Origin of the sequence: Caulobacter rhizosphaerae (assembly GCF_010977555.1) — a bacterium.
GTDB lineage: Bacteria > Pseudomonadota > Alphaproteobacteria > Caulobacterales > Caulobacteraceae > Caulobacter > Caulobacter rhizosphaerae.
This window is the reverse complement of record NZ_CP048815.1, coordinates 803,609-825,120: the sequence shown is the minus strand read 5'-3', so window position 1 is coordinate 825,120 and position 21,512 is coordinate 803,609. Positions and strand designations below refer to the sequence as shown.

Below are 21,512 nucleotides of genomic sequence, written 5' to 3'. Positions count from 1 at the left end.
CCCAAAGCAGAGGCGGCGCTTTGAACATGGGGACGGGCCGCAAGGGCATGTCCCCGGCCCGCGCTGATTATCCACAAAGCTCATCCAACTCTGGACGAACTGATCATCCGGCGTGCGGAATCCGCCGGCTGGGCCTATGTTGGCGCCAGCCGCCATGCGTTTCGACGACCACTTCCTCGACGAACTGAAGCAACGTCTTCGCCCTTCCGACGTGATCGGGAAGTCGGTGAAGCTGCGGCGGCAGGGGCGCGAATATGCGGGGCTGTCGCCGTTCACCAAGGAAAAGAGCCCGTCGTTCTTCGTCAACGACGACAAGGGCTTCTACCACTGCTTCTCCAGCGGCAAGCACGGCGACATCATCTCCTATCTGCAGGAGACCGAGCGGCTGACCTTCACCGAGGCGGTCGAGCGGCTGGCGGCCGAGGCGGGCATGGCCCTGCCGGAGCCCGACGCCCGCGCCGCCCAGGACGACAAGAAGCGCGCCACCCTGACCGACTGGATGGAGCTGGCCGCCGCCTGGTTCGAGAGCGAGCTGCGCCGTCCGGTCGGCCAGGCCGCCCGCGACTACCTGGCCCGCCGCGCCCTGCCCGAGGACCAGTGGAGCCGGTTTCGCATCGGCTTCTCGCCGAACGGCCGCACGGCGCTGAAGGACTACTTGGTCGCCAAGGGCGCCAAGCCGGCCGAGCTGGTCGAAGCGGGCCTGCTGATCGCCCCGGAGGACGGCGGCCAGCCCTATGACCGGTTCCGCGACCGCATCATCTTCCCGATCACCGACACCCGGGGCCGGGTGGTGTCGTTCGGCGGCCGGGCCATGGATCCCCAGGCCCGCGCCAAGTACCTGAACGGGCCGGAGACCACGCTCTTCCACAAGGGCCGGCTGCTGTACGGCCTGTACGAGGCCCGCAAGCTGCTGCACGCCGCCCAGGCCGCCGCGCCCACCGAACAGACCCCGCTGCTGGTGGTCGAGGGCTACATGGACGTCGTCGCCTGTCAGCGCGCCGGTCTGCCGGCCGTGGCCCCGATGGGCACGGCCATGACCGAAGAGCAGATGGAGGTGCTGTGGCGCCTGCATCCCGAGCCCACCCTCAGCTTCGACGGCGACAAGGCCGGCCAGCGGGCCGCCAGCCGGGCCATCGACCGCGCCCTGCCGCTGCTCAAGCCCGGCCGCTCGTTCAAGTTCTCGATCGTGGTCGGCGGCAAGGATCCCGACGACGTGCTGCGCGAGCAGGGCCCAACGGCCCTCAAGGCCCAGCTGACCCAGACCACGCCGTTCGTCGACGCCCTGTTCGCCCGCGAGCGCGACCTGGAACCGCTGGACACCCCCGAGCGCAAGGCCGGCTTCAAGCAGCGCCTGCGCGCCGCCGCCGGGACGATCGCCGACAAGGACCTGTCGGCCGCCTATCGCGACGATCTCTACGCCAAGCTGGACGCTCTGTTTCCCAAGCCGGCTTTCGGCGGCGGTTTCGGCGACGGCGGCGGTCGTCCGTTCGTCCCGCGCGGTCAATGGAAGGGCGGCCGTGATCGCGGTCCACCCGATCCGGGCATCCGCGGCGTGGCCCGGGCGCAGATCACCACGCGGCTGAACCCCTTCCACGCCGCCGTGGCCGTGGCCGCCCTGCGCCATCCCGCCTGGGCCCGTCCTTATGACGAGGCGGTCGAGCGCGTCGGCTTCGGCGACCCGCGCCTGGCCCCGCTGGCGATCGAGCTGTTCGAGGCCCTGGCCGACGAGATCAGCGACGACGTGCCGTTCCGCGACATCCTCAACCGCAAGGGCTTGGGCCCGCAGCTGACGGAGGCCGAGCGCGTGGCCGCGGCGATCAGCGCGCCGTTCCTGGATCCGAAGATGGAGGCCCACCAGGCCCGCGCCCTGTGGTCCGCCTGCTACGAGGCGCTGATCGAGATCGCCGACAGCGAGCGCGCCCTGGAGGCTCTACGCCGAGAGGCGGTCACCGCTGGAACCCTGGCCGCCACCCGCGACCTGCGCACCCGCATCGCGGTGTTGGAGCGCCAGATCAGCGGGCTGGAATTCTGGCAGGCGGCCAGCTAGGCCGCGCCGGGATCAGATGACCCGGCAGACTCTAGGCGACCCGCGCGTCGTCCTCCGACGTCCCGTTCGCGGCCAGGGCCGTTTCGATGGCGCCAAGCAGTTCGGATATCTCGATGGGCTTGGAGACATGCCCGTCCATGCCGGCCTGAACATAACCCTCGATCTGGTGATGCATGACGTTCGCCGTGAGCGCGACGATGGGGATGCGTTGGAGGCCCCTCAAACGCTCGCGTGCGCGGATCTCGACGGTCGCGTCGGTTCCGTTCAGGATAGGCATCTGGATGTCCATGAGGATCAGATCGAAGGCCTCGCTTCCCCACGCCTCGACCGCCTCCCGGCCATCGGCGACCACCGTCAACGCGATGTCGAAGGGCTCCAACAGGGCCCGCAAGATCAACTGATTGATGGGATTGTCCTCGGCCGCCAGAATGCGGACAGGCCGCGAGGCCCGCTCCAGCGCCTGTCCCTGCCCAGGTTCGCCTGACGGCGTCTTTCGCTCGCCGCGCGCCAGGGGCAGCTCGAACGAAAAGGTCGAGCCGACGCCCAGCTGGCTCAGCAGCCTCAGGTCGCCGCCCATCAACCGGACAAACTGACGACAGATCGCCAGGCCCAGGCCGGTTCCGCCGAACCGGCGAGTCATGGAGGCGTCCGCCTGGGTGAACGGCTCGAAGACCAACGCCTGCTTGTCGCCCGCGATGCCAAGTCCCGTGTCGGCCACCTCGAATCCGAGACCATCCGGCGTCGGCCCGATCCGCAGCACGATGGACCCGCGCGCCGTGAACTTGTGTGCGTTCGAGACCAGATTCGAGAGCACCTGGCGCAGCTTGCCGCCGTCGCCGCACCAGATTCCTCGCGCCTCCGGACGCCATTCGACGCGGAAGCATACCTCGCTCTGCTCGGCCATGGCGGCGTGGGCGGCCGTCGCCAGCCTGACGACCTCCTCGATGTCGAACGGCTGAAGCTCCATCTCCAGCCGGCCGGCGTCGATCTTCGAGAGGTCCAGCACCCCATCGAGAACGGACAATAGCGTCTGTCCGGCGTCGGCGATCACGTCGAGCCGCTGCCTTTGGCCGGCTTCGCGCTCTTCGCGCCGCATGATCTGCACCATCCCGAGAACCCCGTTCAAGGGCGTGCGAATCTCGTGGCTGACATTGGCCAGGAAATCGCTCTTGGCGCGGTTGGCCTGCTCGGCTCGGTCGCGGGCCTCGGCCAGGGCCTCGGAGGTTCGAACCCAGACCGTGTGCACCCGCCAGGCCACCCAGACGCCGATCGCGCAGACGGCGAGACTGAGCCCGGCCACCGCGGCGTAGGCCAGCCCGGCCGCGAGGCGCGCGACCCGACCCATCTGGTCCGAGAACTGCCGCTCATGGGCCGAGGCGGACCGGTCCAACGCGCCGGCCTCGGCCAGATAGGCCGCTTTCTCGGCGTCGGTCGATCCGCCGCGCCGGATCCGCTCGCCAAGCTGCTCCAAGGCCATGAACTGCCGGTCGCCCTCGCGCCAGCTCTCGACCGCCCGGGCGAAGGGCGCCCAGCGCCGCATGATCACGAAGCCCGAGATGATCGCCGGGATGTCGTCGCTGGCGTTTCGCCCCCGCAGGAAGCCGGCCCTGGCGGCGCGGAAGTCGGCCGGCGTCGATTCCAGCGCGTATCGCGCCGCCTGGTCTCCCTTGGGCGCCTCCAACGCCGCGCGGAACATCGCGAAGTCGGCGTCCGAGCCCGACTGGACGTAGCGCATCAGCGAGATCACCGCTTCCTTCTGCGCCTTCGAGTACTGCGCCTCGCCGGCGACATAGGCGCGCGCCACGTTGGAAACCGCCATGCCCGCGAAGCCGAGCATCACGACTAGGCTCTGGGCGATGACGAAGATGACGGCGCTGATGATCAGCAGATGGCGGCTATGGCGCGCGGAGGGTTGCGGCCGGTGATGGCCGTTCGCGCTCTGATCCGGGCTGGGCGTCGAAAACATGGGCGCGGGTCGGTTCCCTCAGCTCTTCGGCCGGCGAGCGCGACCTTGAATCGCGCGCAAGGACCGCTGACCCCGGTGGCGTCGCTTCCTGCCCATCTGATGCTCCCCACGCGGTGTCGCGACGTCCGCCGATCCATGGCCGAACCTCGAGTGTCGCTGAAAAGCGTGGTGAAAGGGTTTTGTTTCTAGCTGTAGGCGAATATGCCGCAGCCACACGCAAAGATCGTTTCGCCCCAAATCTTGAGGCCGTCGCGCCTCGGGCGCGACAAGACGGGCCGATTACCCTCTTCACATCTTGACTCACGCGTCATGCAACGCCATCTGGCGACTCAAGGATTTGCCACGCTGCTGATTGACATCGCTCGGGCCGCCATTCTCATGCGCGCGCCCTCCTTGAAACAGGATGTCACCCTCGCCGCCGCCAAGTCCCAGTGGCCGCCGAAACCCTCAAGGGTCGACGCTGATCGCGCACGAAGACGACGCCTCCGTAAAGAGCCCTGCTCGCGGAGCGTTAGCCCATGGCTCTTCCGCGCGTGTCAGGCGTTTATCTTGAGAATTTTTTCAGCGGTTCACTGGACAGCTTGCACGGACGACAGGGCGCGATGCGCAGGCGACCCATCACGGACACATTCTCGACGTGCGCCAGATTTCGGCGCCGCGTCGTTTCGGAGACCTGAATGAGCACCAATTCCTCGGCCGAGACGGAAGCCCCTGAAGCCACCGGCGGCGACGGGCCCCTGCTCGACCTGACCGACGCCGGCGTCAAGAAGTTCATCAAGCAGGCCAAGGCCCGCGGCTACGTCACGATGGACGAGCTGAACAAGGTCCTGCCGTCCGAGGAAGTCACCTCGGAAGCCATTGAAGACACCCTCGCCATGCTGAGCGAGATGGGCGTCAACGTGGTCGAGGCCGAAGAAGACGCCGAAGGCTCGGAAGGCGGCGAGGTCGTCGCCCGCGAGGACAACCAGCAGGTCATCACCAGCGAGAAGCCTGCGGCCTATGACCGCACGGACGACCCCGTGCGGATGTACCTGCGCGAGATGGGCAGCGTCGAGCTGCTGTCGCGCGAGGGCGAAATCGCCATCGCCAAGCGCATCGAGGCCGGCCGCGACACCATGATCCGGGGCCTGTGCGAAAGCGCCCTGACCTTCGAGGCCATCATGGTGTGGCGCGAGGAGCTGGGCACCGGCCGCATCCTGCTGCGCGAAGTGATCGACCTGGAAGGCACCTACGCCGCGATCAACGGCGTAGCCGCCGCCCCGGCCGCCGACGAGGAGCCGGCCGAGCCGGTCGACGACGAAGCCGGCGGCGAGGCCAAGGCCGAAGGTGAAGGCGAGGACGAGGACGATTTCGACGACGGCGCCGGCCCCACGGTCAGCGCCATGGAAGGCGAGTTGCGCGAAGGCGTGATGGCCATCCTCGACGCGATCGCCGGCGAGTTCGAGACCTTCCGCAAGCTGCAGGACAAGCTGGTGGGCAGCCGCCTGAAGGGAGCCGACCTCAGCGAGGCCGATCGCCAGGCCTATGAAAGCCTGTCGAACACCATCATCCAGCACCTCAAGACGCTGAAGCTGAACAACAACCGCATCGAGGCGCTGGTCGAGCAGCTGTATGCGATCAACAAGCGCCTGATCGGGCTGGAAGGTCGTCTGCTGCGCCTGGCCGACAGCTACGGCATCAGCCGCGGCGAGTTCCTGAAGGCCTATTTCGGCTCCGAGCTGAACCCGAACTGGGTCGAGCAGGTCAAGGCCATGGGCGTGCGCTGGACCAAGTTCGTCGAGAACGACGTCAACTCGGTCAGCGACATCCGCCAGGAGATCGCGGCCCTGGCCACCGAGACCGGCGTGCCGATCGACGACTATCGCCGCATCGTCCAGACCGTGCAGAAGGGCGAGCGCGAAGCCCGCCAGGCCAAGAAGGAAATGGTCGAGGCCAACCTGCGTCTCGTGATCTCGATCGCCAAGAAGTACACCAACCGCGGCCTGCAGTTCCTGGACCTGATCCAGGAAGGCAACATCGGCCTGATGAAGGCGGTCGATAAGTTCGAGTACCGCCGCGGCTACAAGTTCTCGACCTACGCCACCTGGTGGATCCGCCAGGCGATCACCCGCTCGATCGCCGACCAGGCGCGGACCATCCGCATCCCGGTGCACATGATCGAGACGATCAACAAGATCGTCCGCACCAGCCGCCAGATGCTGCACGAGATCGGCCGCGAGCCGACCCCGGAAGAGCTGGCCGAAAAGCTGGCCATGCCGCTGGAGAAGGTGCGCAAGGTCCTGAAGATCGCCAAGGAGCCGATCAGCCTCGAGACCCCGATCGGCGACGAGGAAGACAGCCACCTGGGCGACTTCATCGAGGACAAGAACGCCATCCTGCCGATCGACGCGGCCATCCAGTCCAATCTGCGGGAAACCACCACCCGCGTGCTGGCCTCGCTGACGCCGCGCGAAGAGCGCGTGCTGCGCATGCGCTTCGGCATCGGCATGAACACCGACCACACCCTTGAAGAGGTCGGCCAGCAGTTCTCGGTCACCCGCGAACGCATCCGGCAGATCGAGGCCAAGGCCCTGCGCAAGCTCAAGCACCCGTCGCGGTCGCGCAAGCTGCGCAGCTTCCTGGACTCGTAAGCGCTCGAGACCGCCAAGCCTGAATGGAAAAGCCCGCCCCGGACAATGGGGCGGGCTTTTTTGTTCGCATGAAACGGGCTGGGGACCGGCCCATGGGCCTGTCCCCAATCGAGTGTTGGGCGTCAAGCCGGAACTACGGGACCTCTAATTATGGCTGATTGCAGATCCAGCTGTTGCCGTCCTTGGTCTTCTTGCAATAGACCGACGGCCCCGAAGTCAGCATCGCGTCGATCTTCTGCTGGCCATTAAGGTCGTAGGCGAACTTGTGATAGTGCCCGTGAGAGTCGAAGTTCGACTTCAGGGTCGCCGCGTCGCTCTTCACGGTCCCCAAGTCACTCTTCACGCTCCCCAACTGCCCCTTCACGTTGGCCAACTCGCTCTGCAGGCTGGCCAAGCCGCCGTTGACGGCCACCAGGTCGTTGGTGTTGGCGATTCCCTTCAGCGAAACGGTCGCCAGCCCATTCTTCAGGCTGTCGATCATATGGGCTTGGTCGCTGACCTGGCCCTGCAAGGTCGCCGTCTGCTGCTGTAGCGTCGCGACCTGGCCGCGCAGGATGTTGACCTGCTTGAGCAGCTCCAGCGGATCGGCGGCGCTGGTGATCGTCCCGGCGGGCATCTTCAGCAGCGGATTGGTCGCCGGCGGCTGGGCCGGGGCGGCTTGCACGGGCATTCGGATGACTGGCCGCTGGGCCCAGGCCGCCGGCGTCGACACCACCCAGGCGGCGAGGGTCAAGGCGAGGAGGATCGGACTCGGCGGTCGGATCGCGGCGTGGCTAGGCATCTGGTCGTCCCCCTGGTGAGCCGGCTCGAACCGGCGCCAGACCCTAGCACGATAGCGAACATCGATATGCGAAAAGGACGCCGCCCTGTGGCGACGCCCTTTCCGATCGATCCGGAGCGGTCGGGCTAGTTGCCGACCTTGACGTCGCCCGAGCCGGCGCCGTTGGCCGAGGCGTTGGCCCCATGGCGCGAGGCCGAGCCCGACAGGCCCAGCGAGCCGCTGTTGCCGGTCGAGCCCTGGCTGGTCGTGGCGTTGCTCGACCCCGAGCCAGTCAGCGAACCGGACAGACCGTCGCCGGTCAGGCCGCCGGCCGCGTCGGCGTCGCCGGAACCGCCCGCGCTGGCGGAACCGGCGGCGTCACGGGCCGAACCCAGGACGTTGCGGGCCTGCCCCGTCCCCCGCGAGGCGACCGAGGTCGCCCGGTCGCGCGCCGCGCCGACCGTGTTGCGACCGGTCCCGGCGGCCTGCGAGGTCGCGCCGCTGGCGTCCGGAGCCGTCAACGAACCGCTCCCGGCCCCATTGCCCGACAGGGCGCCGGTCAGGGACTGGCCGGCGGCCGAGGCCGAGCCGGACCCCGCGGCCGAACCGCTGGCGGCGGCGTTGCTGGTGGCGCCCTGCGCCAGGCCCTGGACGCCGCCGGCGGTGTCGCGGGCCCGCCGCGTCGCGCGATCGGCGTGGTCGCGGACCCGGCCGGTGGCGTCGGTGGCGCGGTCCCGCACCCGCCCAGTCGCCTCGGTGGCCCGCGAGGCGACGCCGCCAACATCGGGCGTCCCGAACTGGCCGGCCCCGGTCAGCGCGCCGCTCCCTTGTCCGGTCAGTCCGCCCAGGCCGCCGCCCAAGCCGCCGCCGAGACCTCCGCCGAGGCCGCCGCCCAGCCCGCCGCCGCCGCCGCCGAGAATCTGGGCTTGCGCCATCGGCGCGGCCAACAGCATGGCGGCGGCCGTGGCGGTCATGAAGAACGAGATCTTGCGCATGGTCTTCTCCTGAAGATGGCTCGGAGCGGCGCTTCCACCGCTTCCTGATCCGTCCAACGACGGGACCGCGCGCTTTCTTCCGGGACCTTGCGATTTTTTCTCGCCGAGCTCGGGACCGCTCCCGGCTGGCGAACAGGTCCACGCCCCAGGACCGAGGCGTGGGGGGATTTGCCGGTTGATCGGCCCTACGCCGCCTGCAGCTGCTGCTTGACCCGTTCGGCCAGGGTCTTGATGTCGATCGGCTTGGGCAGGAAGGTCACGCCCGTCTCGCCTTCCAGGAGGTCGCTAAACTCGGCCTCGGCATAGCCGCTGATGAACATCACCGGCGCGTTGCCCAGATAGGCGCGGGCCTTCTTCAGCAGGGTCGGCCCGTCGATGCCGGGCATGATCACGTCGCTGATCAGGAGGTCGATCGTGCCGGCGTGCTCCTCGGCGATGATCAGGGCCTCCTCGCCGTCGCTGGCCTCCAGCACCTCGTACCCCCTCGCGCGAAGCAGGCGGGCGGCGACGCCGCGCACGGCGTCCTCGTCCTCGACGAACAGGATGCGGCCGGCGCCCGACAGGTCGCGCGGCGGGCGCGGCTTGGCCTCCGGGGCGGCCGCGGCGGTCGCGGCGGCGGCCTGCTGGGCCGGGGTCGGTTCGTGCACGGGCAGGAAGATGCGGAAGGCCGCGCCCTCGCCCGGACGGCTGTGGACGTGGATCCAGCCGTCGCTCTGCTTGACGATGCCGTAGACGGTCGCCAGGCCCAGGCCCGTGCCCTCGCCCACCGGCTTGGTGGTGAAGAACGGGTCGAAGATCTTGCCCATCACCTCGGGCGGGATGCCGGGGCCGTCGTCGCTGACCTCGATGAAGGCCTGGTCGCCTTCGGCGCCGGGGAAGCCCAGGCTCTGGGCCTCGTCCTGGGTCAGGCGGGCGGTGCGGATGCGCACGACGCCGCCGCCCTTGGCCGCCCGCACCGCGTCGCGGGCGTTGACGGCCAGGTTCATCACGGCGGTCTCGAGCTGGCTCTTGTCGGCCCGCACTTGCGGCAAGTCGCGGCCGTAGTCGGTGACCAGCTTGACGTCCTCGCGCAACAGGCGGCGCAGCAGGACCTCGAACTCGCTGATCAGCTCGCCCAGCTCCAGCACTTCGCGCTGCACGGTTTGCTTGCGGCTGAAGGCCAGCAGCTTGCGGACCAGGTCGGCCGCGCGCACGCCGGTCTGGCGGATTTCGTTGAGGCCCTCGTACGACGGATCGCCGACCGGATGGCGGTGCAGCAGCTCGTCCAGACGCAGCTGGATGGCGGTCAGCAGGTTGTTGAAGTCGTGGGCCACGCCGCCGGCCAGCTGGCCGATGGCCTGCATCTTCTGGGCCTGGGCCAGCTGCAGCTCCATCTGCTTCTGCTCGGAGACGTCGATCAGATAGGCCACCAGCCGCCCGTCGGCGCGGTAGAGATAGAGATGGGCGATGCGGGCGGGATCGCGGGCCAGGCGCACCTCGAACGGGCCGCTCTTGCCCTCGGCCAGGCGGGTCTCGGCCTCGGCGCGGGACGGCGGGTCGATCAGGGCGCCGAACAGCGTGCCGGACGGCACGGCGCCCGTCATGGCGGCCAGGGCAGGATTGGCCTCGAGGACGCGCGAGTTGAATGGGTCCAGCCCCTCCAGCAGGGCCGCGCCGAACGGCGAAGCGCCGGAGAAGGCGTCCAGCGTGCGCGGGGCCGGGGCGGACTGGGCGACCACGGGAGCCGGAGCGGCGGTCGGGACGAAGACCTCCTTCTCCACCACCGACGGCAGGCGAACCAGCAGGCGGCCGCCCCGCAGGCGGGCGGCCTCGGCGCGACGCTCCTGGCCGGCGATGATCAACGTGCCCTCGGCGCGCTGGCCGTCGCGGGCCTTGACCAGGGCGGCGAACAGACGAGCCCCGGCCGCGCCACGGGGCAGGCGTCGGGCGTCGCCTACGGCCTGGACCCAGGCGAGATTGGCCGCCAGCACGCGGCCGTCGGCGGCGGTGACGGCGGCCGGCTCGGACAAGGCCTCGACGAACGCCTCGGCGCCCTCGGGCTCGGGGTCGCCGGTCGTGGTTGACGCGCGGATGGCCACCAAGCCCAGGATCGCCACGCCGGCGACGCCGCCCAGCAGCAGCAGGCCCGCCAGGGTGGCGGGACCGGCCCGCAGGGCGGGGGCGGCGGCGAACACCGCGGCCAGGACCAGGAACACCGCCGCGCCCCAGATCAGCAGGTCGGGGCGGCGCTTGCCAGCGCCGGCGGCGTCTGTCGCGCCAAAGTCTTTCATGGGCGCCTCGGTCATGGGGGACCGAAATCCTTCTTCAGCCTTGCGGGCATCCAGCCCATCGATTCGCGGAATAGAATAGCCTTAACCCGCTCGCAGAGCGCGATCCGTGATCGACCGCTGATTCCGTGACGGGATTATGGTGGTCCGGCCCAGTCCGCCAAGACGCCGCAACTCAGTCCGCCCACGCCCGCTTCCTGGCCTGCTTGTTGCTCATCACGAAGCCGATGACCCTGGCCACGGCCTCGAAGTGTTCGGCGGGAATCTGCTCGTCGATGTCCATGGCCGCGTAGAGGGCGCGGGCCAGGGGCGGGTCTTCCAGCACGTAGACGCCGGCCTCCTCGGCCACGGCGCGGATCTTCAGGGCCAGGTCGTCGACGCCCTTGGCCACGCAGATCGGCGCGGCGGTCTCGCCCTGCTCGTACTTCAGCGCCACGGCGTAGTGGGTCGGGTTCATGACCACGACGGTGGCCTTGGGCACGGCCGCCATCATCCGCTGGCGCGAGCGCTGCATGCGCAGCTGCTTCTGCTTGCCCTTGATGTGCGGGTCGCCCTCGGACTGCTTCATCTCGTCCTTGACGTCCTGGACGCTCATCCGCATGCGCTTGTTGAAGCGCAGGCGCTGCCAGAACCAGTCGAAGCCGGCGGTGGCGATCAGGAAGATCAGCACCATCCAGAACAGCTTCATGCACAGCTTCAAGGACAGGGGGATGATCGCCGCCACGTCCATGCCCACCAGGGTGGTGATCTGGGCCGCGTCCGGCTTGACCACGAACCAGGCGATGAGCCCGGTGACCAGGAACTTCACGGCCGACTTGGCGAACTGCACGAAGCCGTCGGGACCGAAGACCCGCTGGAGACCCTTGATCAGGTCCAGCTTCTTGAGGTCCGGCTTGATCTTGTCGGCCGACAGGATGAAGCCGGACTGGGCCACGTTGGCCGCCGCGCCCAGCAGGCCCGAGACCACCATCACCAGCACCACCGCCGGCAGGGCGGCCATGACCGCCGTCTTGGCGATGGCGCGGATGCCGCCCTCGACGTCCATGGTCCCCGCATGGGCCAGGAACGGGGTCAGGGAATTGACCATGTCGCGGGCCAGCCAGCCGCCGGCGATGACCACCACGCCGAACGCCCCGGACAGCGAGGCCAGCTGCGAGATGTCGGCGGACTTGGGAACGTCGCCCTTGGCGCGGGCATCCGACAGCTTCTTGGCTGTTGGTTCTTCTGTCTTTGACGCGTCGTCCTGCTCGTCGGCCATGGCGTCCCCCTAGTTGAACACCGCCAGGAGGTCCCGATAGTGATCGGTCCACACCATGGCGATGCCGCCGAGCGAGAGGCCCAGCAGGGAGAGGCCCAGGATGACGCTGAGCGGCGAGGTGACGAAGAAGATCTGGAACGACGGCATCACCCGGCCGACCAGGCCGGTCGCCAGGTTGAAGACGATCGAGAACACCAGGACCGGAGCCGCCAGCTGCAGGCCCAGCTTGAACGACTCGGCCACCGTGCGGACGGCCAGTTCGGCGGCGTCGCCCACCGGCACGGGGCGGCTGAACGGGAACAGGTCGAACGACTTGGCCATCGCCCCGATGAACAGGTGATGCAGGTCTGTGACCATGATCAGGGTCAGGCCCAGCATCGACAGGAAGGTGGCCACGGCCGTGCTGCTGGGCGCGCCGGCCGGGTTGGTGGTCTGGGCGAACGACAGCGAGGTCTGGATCGAGATGATCTCGCCGGCGGTGGTCAGCGAGCTGACGAACAGCTTCAGCACCGCCCCGATCATCAGTCCGACCAGCACCTCGTGCAGCACCGCGCCGCCGACGGCGCCGACGCTGCTGGGTACGGTGACGATCGACTTGGAGACCAGGGGGGCCAGCAGCAGGGCCATCAGCACGGCGAACGACAGCCGGATGCGCGGCGGCACGACGGTCTCGCCGACGCCGGGCATCAGCATGACCATCGCGCCGATCCGGGCGAAGACCAGGCCGCCGGCATAGACCTGCAGAACGGTGGCGAAGCTGTCCAAGCCCCCTCCCCCTACATTCCAGCGATCTTGGCGGCGATTTCCTTCATGAAGCCGGACATCAGCGCGCCCATCAGCGGCAGGAACAGCAGCAGGGCCACGAAGATCGCCACGATCTTGGGCGCGTAGACCAGGGTGGCCTCCTGGATCTGGGTCAGGGCCTGGAACAGGCCGATGGCCACGCCGACCACCAGGCCGACGATCAGGATCGGCGCGCAGAGCTGCAGGGTCAGCCAGATGGCGTCGCGGCCGACATCCAGGACTTCGGCTCCGCTCATCGGAAGGCCTCTACGTGACGCGCGTACGCGGGAACTGACGGTGACTCGCACCATCGTCCCTCATGGTTAACAGCCGGTTAGGGAGGATTAACAGAGGGCAGTTGCGCGCGTGGCGAAAGGTCGCCGAGGAAGATGCTGGGGACAGGCCCATGGGCCTGTCCCCATCCGTGCCAATCGATCCTACTTGGGCTTCCTCGCCGCCTGGACCTCGATCTCCACCAGCATGCCCGGTTGCACCAGCGAGGTGATCTGGCTGGTGATGCGCGAGGGCTTGTTGGGCTGTTCGGCGGTGCCGAAGAAGGTCTTGTAGGCCTCCATCATGCCCATGAAGTCCATCTTGCCGCCCTTGGCCGGGTCGCCGACCAGCAGGACGCGCATCATCACCACGTCGCCCATGGTCGCGCCCTGGCTCTTGAGGGCCTCCTGGATGCGCGTCAGGACGCCCATGGTCTGGGTCTTGGTGTCGCCGAAGGTGGCGGGCAGGGCCGGGTCGCCCTTGGGGTCGAGCGGCGGCGGGGTCATGCCGCTGACATAGATGGTGTCGTAGCCGGCCGGCACGGTCACCACGCTGGCGATCGGCGAGGTCGGCGCGCCGCCCCGGACGATCTCCTGGGCATGGGCGGCGGTTCCAGCGAGGCTGGCGAGGGCGGCGGCGAGGATCAGGCGCTTCATGGTCGTCTCCAGAGACTGTCCGTTGCGAAATTCCGGGATGGCGGACGGCGCCCGCGATCCGATGCTCTAGTGGGCCTGCAGGCTGGCGGGCTTCTTGCCGGCCTTGATCGCGGCGCGAGCGGCGGCGACGTCGGAGGCGCTGACCGGCTTGCCCTTGTTGCCCCACGAGGTGCGGACGTAGGTCAACACCGAGGCCAGCTCCAGGTCGTTCAGGTCGTCCTTGAACGACGGCATGCCGGCCCGGCCGGCCAGGACCGTGGCCATCATCGGGGCCGGGTCGCCCTGGACGAACGGGTCGCCGGCCAGGGCCGGGAACGCGCCCTTCACGCCCTTGCCCGTCGTCTGGTGGCAGGCCGAGCAGTTGTCGTTGAACAGGGCCGAAGGGGTGGCGGCGAAGGCGGCCGCCGAGACGGTGGAGGCGGCCAGCACGCCGGCGAGGAAGACGATTGAACGACTCATGGAAACTCCTCAAGCAACCTTTGGACAGGCATAGCGCGACTTCAGGCCGTGAGCACGCGGGCGTGCAGCTTGCCGATCTGCTGCCAGGCCGACTCGATGGCCCCGGCCTGCCAGCCGCCCAGATAGGTCAGGTGCTCGCCGGCCAGGTAGATGCGGCCGTCGGGCTCGCACAGCACGGGATAGGCCGCCTTGCGCCCCTCCTCGCCCCACTCGGCCCAGCCGCCCAGATTGAACGGCGCCAGGTGCCAGCTGAACGAGAAGGCGTTCTCGAAGTTCTCGGCGTATTCTGGGAAGATCTTCTGGCCGGCGGCCACGGCGAAGGCCGCGCGCTCGGCCGGCGGCTTGGCGCTGATCTTGGCCGCCTCGCCGCCGAACGCGTAGTAGCCCAGCAGCACGCCCTTCTGGCCCTGCCAGCCGGTGGACGGCAGGGTGATCGTGCCGATGCCCGGCATGTCGTTGTAGATGTGGCCGCCGTAGATGTGGTGGTTCTCTTCCCAGAACCGGGTCTTCATCTGCAGACCGATCTTGTTGACCGGCGCGTAGGCCACCCCCGACATCGCCGCCTTGAACGGCTTGGAGAAGTCGGCGTCGATGTTCTTGAGCACGCTGAGCGGGATGGTGCAGACGCAGTAGTCGGCGGTGATCGTGTCCTGCTCGCCGAACTTGTCGGTGTAGGTGACCACCACGCCCTTGGGGCCCTGCTTGATCTTGTCGACCACGCACGAATAGCGGATCAGCGTGCCGACGCGCTTCTCGAAGCCCTTGGCGATCTGGTCCATGCCGCCGACCGGCTGCAGCATGGTGCGCTGCTGCTCGTAGCCCGAGACCGAGCTGAGCACCCGCCAGGCGTTGGAGTGCAGCACGTCCGACAGGCTGTAGGGCGTCGAGGGCTTGCCGGGCCCCGGATCCACGCCGGCCCCGGGATGGACGTCGAAGCCGCGGCCCTCGGTGCCGGTATAGGCCAGGTCGGTCGGCGAGAGGCGGCCCTCGTTGATCATGTAGGCCACGAACAGGTCACGGTCCGCCGCGGTCAGGGGCGCGTCGAGCTGCCCCTTGGAGGCGGCCTTGGCGATCATCTCGGCGGCGTAGCCGCGGACGTCGGCGGCGATCTGCCCCTTGCGGATCGGCTTGCCGGCCAGCGGTCCGTCGCCCTTCTCGAAATAGACATAGGCCGCGTCGTTGTCGTTGACGAAGCTCTCCAGCTGGACCCCGAACAGCTTGGTGTAGTGCAGGGTCGAGCGGTGGTGATACGGGATCCGCCACGGGCCGTGGTTGATGTAGAGCCCCTCGTCGAACTCGCAGGTCTGGTTGTTGCCGACCAGGTCGGTGTGCTGGAAGCCCTTGCGGGCCGTCTGGCAGCGGCCGCCGGCGAAGGAGCGGGCCTCGATCACCTGCACCTGGTAGCCCGCCTTGGTCAGTTCGTAGGCCGCGGTCATGCCGGCCAGGCCCGCGCCCAGCACCACGACCTTGGTCCCCTTGGCGTCGCCCTCCAGCTTGGGCGGGGCGGTCCGGGCCGAGGCGAAGCCGAAGCCCAGGGCGTCCATGCCGGCCATGGCCAGCGACACCCCGCCGAACGCCGCCAGGCCCTCGAAGAACCGCCGCCGCGTCAGCACGCCGCCCGCCTCGCTCAACGGCGCGGCCGCCGATTGGTCACCCATACTGGTCCCCGATTTTTTCTTGCCGCGAAAGACGCCTGCGAGCCAGACGATCGCCTTGGCTATGTCAGACCAAGCCGACCCGACAACAATGCGAAAAACTCGTCCGTCTTATGAGAAAACCTTCTGGCGCCGCCCCCTTGGGCGCCCGTGGCGAGGCTTGTGCGGAGAGCGGGCGGCGTGAAATTTCACGCCCGAAATCAAGATCTCGCCGCCGGAAAATCCGTCGGCGGAAATCATTGACGAAAATACAGAAAAGCCGGGCGCGAGGCCCGGCTTTTCCTTGTTCGATACCGCTTTCGGAGATCAGAAGTTGTAGGCGAACTTGGCGTAGTAGTAGCCGCCATTGAGGCCGTACGGCGAGAAGCTGGGATAGATGTCCTGCGCACCATTGCCGTTGTCGGCGGCATCCTTGATCTGGGCGGCGCTCTTCTTCTCCGGCTGCTTGTCGAACAGGTTGTTGGCCCCGACCGAGATCTTGAACTGCTCCATCACCCGCCAATCGATCTCGAGGTCGGTGATGAAGGCCGGCTTGATCTTCTCCAGCCAGTAAGTGCCGCCGTCATAGGTGGTGTAGCTGGAGGACTTTCCGTACAGCGTCTCGTGCAGATTGATCGTCACCGGACCGCGATTGTAGAGCGCGCCGGCCGAGACCTTGTACCGCGGGGCGGCGGTTTCCAGGTCGGAAATGGCGGACTTGTCGTACAGCGAGGCGCCGGACAGCTGGGTCGGCGCGGCGGCGATCTTGGTGACCTCCGTCTTGCCGTAGTTGGCCGCCAGGCTCCAGTCGACCCGGCCCAGGTCGCCGAAGCTGCTGGCATAGTTGATGACCGCCTCGGCCCCGCGGGTGCGGGTGTCCAGGCCGTTGGTGAAGATGTTGATGCCGATGTCGGTGGCGTCGTCGGAGATCGAGTTGCCGTTCGCCGCGATCGCCGCGGCCACCGCCGGGTAGTTGACCGCGCCGCCAGCCCCGTACAGCGAGCCGCTGCCGGCGATGCGGTCTTCGATCTCGATCTGATAGACGTCGAAGGTCGCCGACAGCCCGCCGCCCGGATGGGCCACGAAACCGACGCTGTAGTTCGTCGACTTTTCAGGCTTCAGGCCGTTGACGCCCACCAGCTTGGCGCCGGCGGAGTTGGGCGCCAGTTGCACGAAGGCCGAGGTCGGCCCGACATTGGTGGCCGAATAGTATTCCTCGGCCAGGGTCGGAGCGCGGAAGCCGGTGCTGGCCGTGCCGCGCAGGGCGAAGGCCGGCGAGAAGTCGTAACGGCCGGTCAGCTTGCCGACCGTGGTGTCGCCGAAGTCGCTGAAGTGCTCGTAGCGGACGGCGGCGTCCAGTTGCAGGGCTTCCACCGGCTTGACCGCCAGGTCGAGATAGGCCGCGACGTTGTCGCGTTCGTGCTTGCCGGCGTCGGTCAGCGAGAAGCCCGGATAGGACTGCGAGCCGCCGTTATAGCGCGAAGCGTATTCGCCGGCCTTGATCTTGTAGGTCTCGTGACGCTGCTCGGCCCCGAAGGCGACGGTCAGCGGTCCGGCCAGGCCAACGTCGAAGGGACGGCTGACGTCCAGGGTGGTGCTCCATTGGGTGGAGAGGAAGGCGCCGGCGTGGAAGGCCGACTGGGTCGAGCCCGCGCCCGGCACCGACGGCGCGGCGAGATAGAGGTCCTTGTTGACCGAGTTGGTGATGTTGATCGCGTCGAAGTCCTGGCCGTAGGTCGAGCTCAGGTCCCAGTCCCAGTCGCCGAACACCTTGCCCTTCACGCCGCCGGTGACGGCGTAGTCCTCTTCCTTGATGGTCTCCATCGGGTTGAAGCCCAGCGGATAGAGCTGCGGCAGGCGGGTAGGCGTGCGGAAGTTTTCGTAGGCGCCGGCGTACTTGTGGCCGTAGGTGCCGAACGAATAGACCTCCAGGTCGCCGATCTCCACGCCGCCGTTATAGGCCACGGTGGTCAGTTGGTAGCGGGCGTCGCCCGAGATCTTGTTGGTGTGCGGATAGCCGGCGAGGATCGTGCTCCAGCCGTTGGCGGCGGTGTTTCCGCGGATCACCCGCTGGTCGTCGCCGCCCCAGTCGCTGAAGTCGTGATAGCGGGTCTCGGCGGTAAGGTTCAGGTAGGCGTTGGCGAACGGCGACAGGCCGATATTGCCCGACACGTTGCCGGTCTTGCCGTCGCCGCCGTAATAGCGGCCGGCCGTGACGTCCAGCGAGCCGCCGGAGGTGTTCTTCTTCAGGATGATGTTGACCACGCCGGCGATGGCGTCGGTGCCGTACTGGGCTGCGGCGCCGTCGGTCAGCACTTCGATATGGTCGATGGCCGACAGCGGGATGAAGTTCAGGTCGGCCGCCGCGCCGCCTTGGTAGGGTCCGCCTAGAACCGCCAGGTTGGCCGTGCCATGTCGCCGCTTGCCGTTGATCAGCACCAGGGTGTGGTTGGCGCTCAGGCCGCGAAGCCGGGCCGACAGGGTCAGGGCCGCGGTGTCGCCGCCGAACGATTGCGCATTGAACGAGGGGATCGCCTGGGCCAGGGCCGCGATCAGGTCCGGCTTGCCGGCCCGCTTCAGCGAGGCGGAATCGACGACCTGGATCGGCGCGGCGCTGTCGACGGCCTTCATGCCGGTGGTGCGCGTGCCGGTGACGATGACCGTCTCGACCTCGGTGGTGGCCTGCTCGGGCGGCGTGTCGGCGGCATAGGCCAAGCTGGCGCTCGCCATGCCGAGCGAAAGAGTTGAGATCCCGGCAAGCAGGATATTCCGCGAACACTTATTCATTAAGATCCCCTGGTGGCGTTACAAACGCGCTGTGGTTTTCGCCGCCTGTGGAATCCCCCGATAGATTTTTTTCTTCTTCTTGAACTGAATGCTGTCAACCGTAGGAAGAATATTTCAAGCTCTGATGACATATACAAGCGGCGGCCGACCGCCGCTGATCGAAGACTTCCTCAGGGGGTAAAGTTCGGCAATAGCCGTAACCCTTAATGAACCCCGGCATGGCGCCAGATCGGCCCGGGCGCCCCTTTGCGCGGCGCCCATGGCGCCTTCTGGCCGTCTTCTGATCATCGGCTTGGCGTCCGGGCCGCAAGGAAGCCCCTCGCGCCCCCCGAAACAGGACGAGCCGGACGCGAACGCCCGGCTCGCGGACCGGCCCGATCGCGGCCCCGACATCCGAACCGTGGACGCCGGGACCGCCCCGGAACCTAGAAGCTGTAGGTGACCTTGCCGTAGTAGTAGCCGCCGTTGATGCCGAAGGGCGAGAACGAGGGGAACTGGGTGACGAAGCCGTTGCTGTTGTTCTTCAGGTAGTGCTCGCGCAGCAGGCCGTTGATCCGGTTGGGATAGCGGTTGAGCAGGTTGTTGGCGCCGACGGACACCTTCACGCTCGGCAACACCTGGTAGACGAGGTCCAGGTCGGTGATCAGCGCCGTCTTGACGGTGGTCTTCATCAGCGCCGGCGAACCGCTGTCGTTGCTCAGGCCCGACGACTTGCCGTAGACGCTTTCCTTCAGGTTCATCGAGAACTTGCCGAGGCTCCAATAGGCGCCCGCGATGATCTTGAACTTGGGCGAGGTGTCTTCCAGGTTGGCGATCGCGATGGCGTCGAACAGGGTCAACCTCGGATCCAGGCCCGGCGGATTGGGCGCGATCTTGGTCACTTCAGTCTTGTTGTAGCTGGCGCTCAGCGACCAATCGACCCGGCCCCAGTCGTCGAAATCGCTGTAGTAGGTCGAGACGAAGTCGATTCCGCGAGTGCGGGTGTCCAGGCCGTTGACGAACATGTTGGCGCCGACGCTGTAGGTCGCATTGGTGCGGATCGAAGGATCCACGTTGACGCCGTTCGCCGTCAGGGCGGCGACGACCGCCGGCGAGACGATCCCGTTGGTCACCTTCACGCCGCCGACCGTCACCACGTTCTCGCCGTACAGCGTGCCCGAACTGACGATGCGGTTCTTGATGGTGATCTGGTAGGCGTCCAGCGTCATGGTCAGCTTGGGCGCCAGGTGGGTGACCAGGCCGATGCTGAAGTTGTTCGACTTCTCGGGCTTCAAGCCGTTGATGCCCAGCAGGCTCGCGCCCGGCGAGTTCGGCGGCAGCTGGCCGCTGATCGAGCTGGGCGAAACGTTGATGCCCGAATAGTACGACTCCGCCAGGGTCGGGGCCCGGAACCCCGTGCTGACGGTGCCGCGCACGGCGATGGCCGGCGAGAAGTCGTAACGACCGGTCAGTTTGGCCACCGTGGTGTCGCCGAAGTCGCTGAAGTCCTCGTAGCGGACCGCGGCGTCCAGTTTCAGCGCCTCGACCGGGCTGACCGCCAGGTCGACATAGACGGCCTTGTTGTTGCGCTTGTGCTTGCCGGCGTTGACCGGCGCGAAGCCGAAATACGATTGCGAACCGCCGCCATAGTAGGTGGCCGGGTCGCCCGCCGTGATCTCGTAGCTTTCCTTGCGATACTCGGCGCCCGCCGCGAAGGTCATGGGGCCGGCCAGGCCGACCTCGAAGTCGTGGCTGACGTCGATGGTGTTGCTCCATTGGGTGTTGATGAAGCCGCCCGCATGGATGTCCGTCGGCGAATAGCCCTTGGTCGTCGTCGTCGAGGTGTCGGCGTAGAGCGACGCGTTGGCGGTATCCAGGACGTTGACCGAGTCGTCGTCCTTTCCGTAGGTCGAGCTCAGGTCCCAGTTCCAGGCGTTGGTCGCGCCGCTGACGCCGCCGGTGACGGCGTAGTCGGTCTCGGTGATCGACTCCTTGGGATCGAAGCCCAGGGGGAACGGAATGTCGGTCGCCATCTTGCCCTTGACCACGTTGGGCAGGCGGTAGTTCTCGTGGGCGGCGCTCCATTTGCGGCCTATGGTGCCGAAGCTGTAGGCCTCGACGTCGGGCGTGATCTCGTAGCCGGCGTTGTAGGACAGCACCGTCTGGCGGTATTGAGCGTCGCCGGCGATGCGGTTCACATAGGGCCAGTTCGGCGCGTTAACGACCTGCGGATAGCTCCGGGCCGGGCTGTTGGTGGCGCCGGTGTTGTAGGGCGTGTTCACCACGCGCGGGTCGTAGTCGCCGCGGAAGCTGTAGCCGTGGTACTTAGTCTCGCCGGTCAGGTTCAGGTACGACTTCTCGGTCGGGGCGATGCCGATATTGGCGGTGAAGTCGCCCGTCGTGCCGCCGCCGTCGATATAGCCCCCGCCGTTGATGATGACCTCGCCGCCCGAGGTGGCCTTCTTCTGGATGATGTTGATGACGCCGGCGATGGCGTCGGTGCCATATTGGGCGGCCGCGCCTTCCAGCAGCACCTCGATGTGGTCGACCGAGGCCAGGGGGATGAAGTTCAGGTCGGCGGCCGCGCCGCCCTGATAGGCTCCGCCGAGGACCGCGAGATTGGCCGTGCCGTGGCGGCGCTTTCCGTTCAGCAGGACCAGGGTGTGGTTGGGGCTGATGCCGCGCAGCTTGGCCGACAAGGTCAGGGCGGCGGTGTCGCCGCCGAAGGCCTGGGCGTTGAACGACGGGACGTTCTGGGCCAGGGCCTGGATCATGTCCGGCTGGCCGGTCTTCTTGAGGATGTCGGCGCCCAGGACCGTGATCGGCGCAGGGCTGTCGACGGCCTTCATGCCGGTGGTGCGCGTGCCGGTGACGATGACGGCCTCGAGTTCGGCCGTGTCCGGCGAAGGCTCGGGGACCTCGGCCGCATAAGCATTGACGCCATAGGCGAAGAGAATACTGGCAGCGGACACCCCCACGAACAGGATGCTACGCGAACGGTTAGTCATTTATACCCCC

14 protein-coding genes are annotated in these 21,512 nt (G+C 67.7%); 2 read left to right on the top strand and 12 right to left on the bottom strand.

Going from position 1 to position 21,512, the window contains the following annotated elements:
- Nucleotides 1–154: 154 nt before the first annotated feature.
- Nucleotides 155–2,047, top strand: coding sequence for a DNA primase (gene dnaG, locus G3M57_RS03850; protein ID WP_163228831.1), 1,893 nt, complete (start codon nucleotides 155–157; stop codon nucleotides 2,045–2,047).
- Nucleotides 2,048–2,078: 31 nt separating this feature from the next.
- Here dnaG and G3M57_RS03845 read toward each other — a convergent pair whose 3' ends face one another.
- The gene (locus tag G3M57_RS03845) at nucleotides 2,079–4,013 is read right to left on the bottom strand and encodes an ATP-binding protein (RefSeq protein WP_163228829.1); all 1,935 of its coding nucleotides are present in this window, start codon (nucleotides 4,011–4,013) and stop codon (nucleotides 2,079–2,081) included.
- A 677-nt stretch (nucleotides 4,014–4,690) separates the two neighbouring features.
- Here G3M57_RS03845 and rpoD point away from each other — a divergent pair.
- Nucleotides 4,691–6,643: an RNA polymerase sigma factor RpoD gene (rpoD, locus tag G3M57_RS03840; RefSeq protein ID WP_056758917.1), complete on the top strand. Its 1,953-nt coding sequence runs from the start codon at nucleotides 4,691–4,693 to the stop codon at nucleotides 6,641–6,643.
- A gap of 148 nt (nucleotides 6,644–6,791) precedes the next feature.
- Here rpoD and G3M57_RS03835 read toward each other — a convergent pair whose 3' ends face one another.
- The 11 genes from G3M57_RS03835 to G3M57_RS03785 all read right to left on the bottom strand — a co-directional run bounded on the left by G3M57_RS03835 (nucleotide 6,792) and on the right by G3M57_RS03785 (nucleotide 21,502).
- Complete coding sequence (locus G3M57_RS03835) at nucleotides 6,792–7,376, bottom strand: hypothetical protein (RefSeq protein ID WP_163228827.1); 585 nt, start codon at nucleotides 7,374–7,376, stop codon at nucleotides 6,792–6,794.
- 173 nt (nucleotides 7,377–7,549) lie between these two features.
- Nucleotides 7,550–8,398 carry a hypothetical protein gene (locus G3M57_RS03830; protein WP_163228825.1) on the bottom strand — a complete coding sequence of 283 codons (849 nt, stop codon included), beginning with the start codon at nucleotides 8,396–8,398 and terminating at the stop codon, nucleotides 7,550–7,552.
- A 185-nt stretch (nucleotides 8,399–8,583) separates the two neighbouring features.
- Nucleotides 8,584–10,668, bottom strand: coding sequence for a cell cycle histidine kinase CckA (cckA, locus tag G3M57_RS03825; protein ID WP_163228823.1), 2,085 nt, complete (start codon nucleotides 10,666–10,668; stop codon nucleotides 8,584–8,586).
- Between the two features lie 172 nt (nucleotides 10,669–10,840).
- Entirely contained in the window at nucleotides 10,841–11,923 is a 1,083-nt protein-coding gene (gene flhB / locus G3M57_RS03820) for a flagellar biosynthesis protein FlhB (RefSeq protein ID WP_163228821.1), read from the bottom strand.
- A gap of 9 nt (nucleotides 11,924–11,932) precedes the next feature.
- The gene (gene fliR / locus G3M57_RS03815) at nucleotides 11,933–12,688 is read right to left on the bottom strand and encodes a flagellar biosynthetic protein FliR (protein ID WP_057184816.1); all 756 of its coding nucleotides are present in this window, start codon (nucleotides 12,686–12,688) and stop codon (nucleotides 11,933–11,935) included.
- Nucleotides 12,689–12,699: 11 nt separating this feature from the next.
- Entirely contained in the window at nucleotides 12,700–12,963 is a 264-nt protein-coding gene (gene fliQ, locus G3M57_RS03810) for a flagellar biosynthesis protein FliQ (protein ID WP_056758903.1), read from the bottom strand.
- 180 nt (nucleotides 12,964–13,143) lie between these two features.
- Nucleotides 13,144–13,635, bottom strand: a complete 492-nt coding sequence (locus G3M57_RS03805) for a RidA family protein (RefSeq protein ID WP_056758900.1) — start codon at nucleotides 13,633–13,635, stop codon at nucleotides 13,144–13,146.
- A 66-nt stretch (nucleotides 13,636–13,701) separates the two neighbouring features.
- A complete protein-coding gene (locus tag G3M57_RS03800) occupies nucleotides 13,702–14,094 on the bottom strand; it encodes a c-type cytochrome (RefSeq protein WP_163228819.1) in 393 nt (130 codons plus the stop codon).
- Nucleotides 14,095–14,135: 41 nt separating this feature from the next.
- Nucleotides 14,136–15,752: a flavin monoamine oxidase family protein gene (locus G3M57_RS03795; RefSeq protein ID WP_163228817.1), complete on the bottom strand. Its 1,617-nt coding sequence runs from the start codon at nucleotides 15,750–15,752 to the stop codon at nucleotides 14,136–14,138.
- 303 nt (nucleotides 15,753–16,055) lie between these two features.
- Nucleotides 16,056–18,443, bottom strand: a complete 2,388-nt coding sequence (locus tag G3M57_RS03790; RefSeq protein WP_244322599.1) for a TonB-dependent receptor plug domain-containing protein — start codon at nucleotides 18,441–18,443, stop codon at nucleotides 16,056–16,058.
- Nucleotides 18,444–18,940: 497 nt separating this feature from the next.
- Nucleotides 18,941–21,502 carry a TonB-dependent receptor plug domain-containing protein gene (locus G3M57_RS03785; RefSeq protein ID WP_163228813.1) on the bottom strand — a complete coding sequence of 854 codons (2,562 nt, stop codon included), beginning with the start codon at nucleotides 21,500–21,502 and terminating at the stop codon, nucleotides 18,941–18,943.
- Between the last annotated feature and the right edge of the window lie 10 nt (nucleotides 21,503–21,512).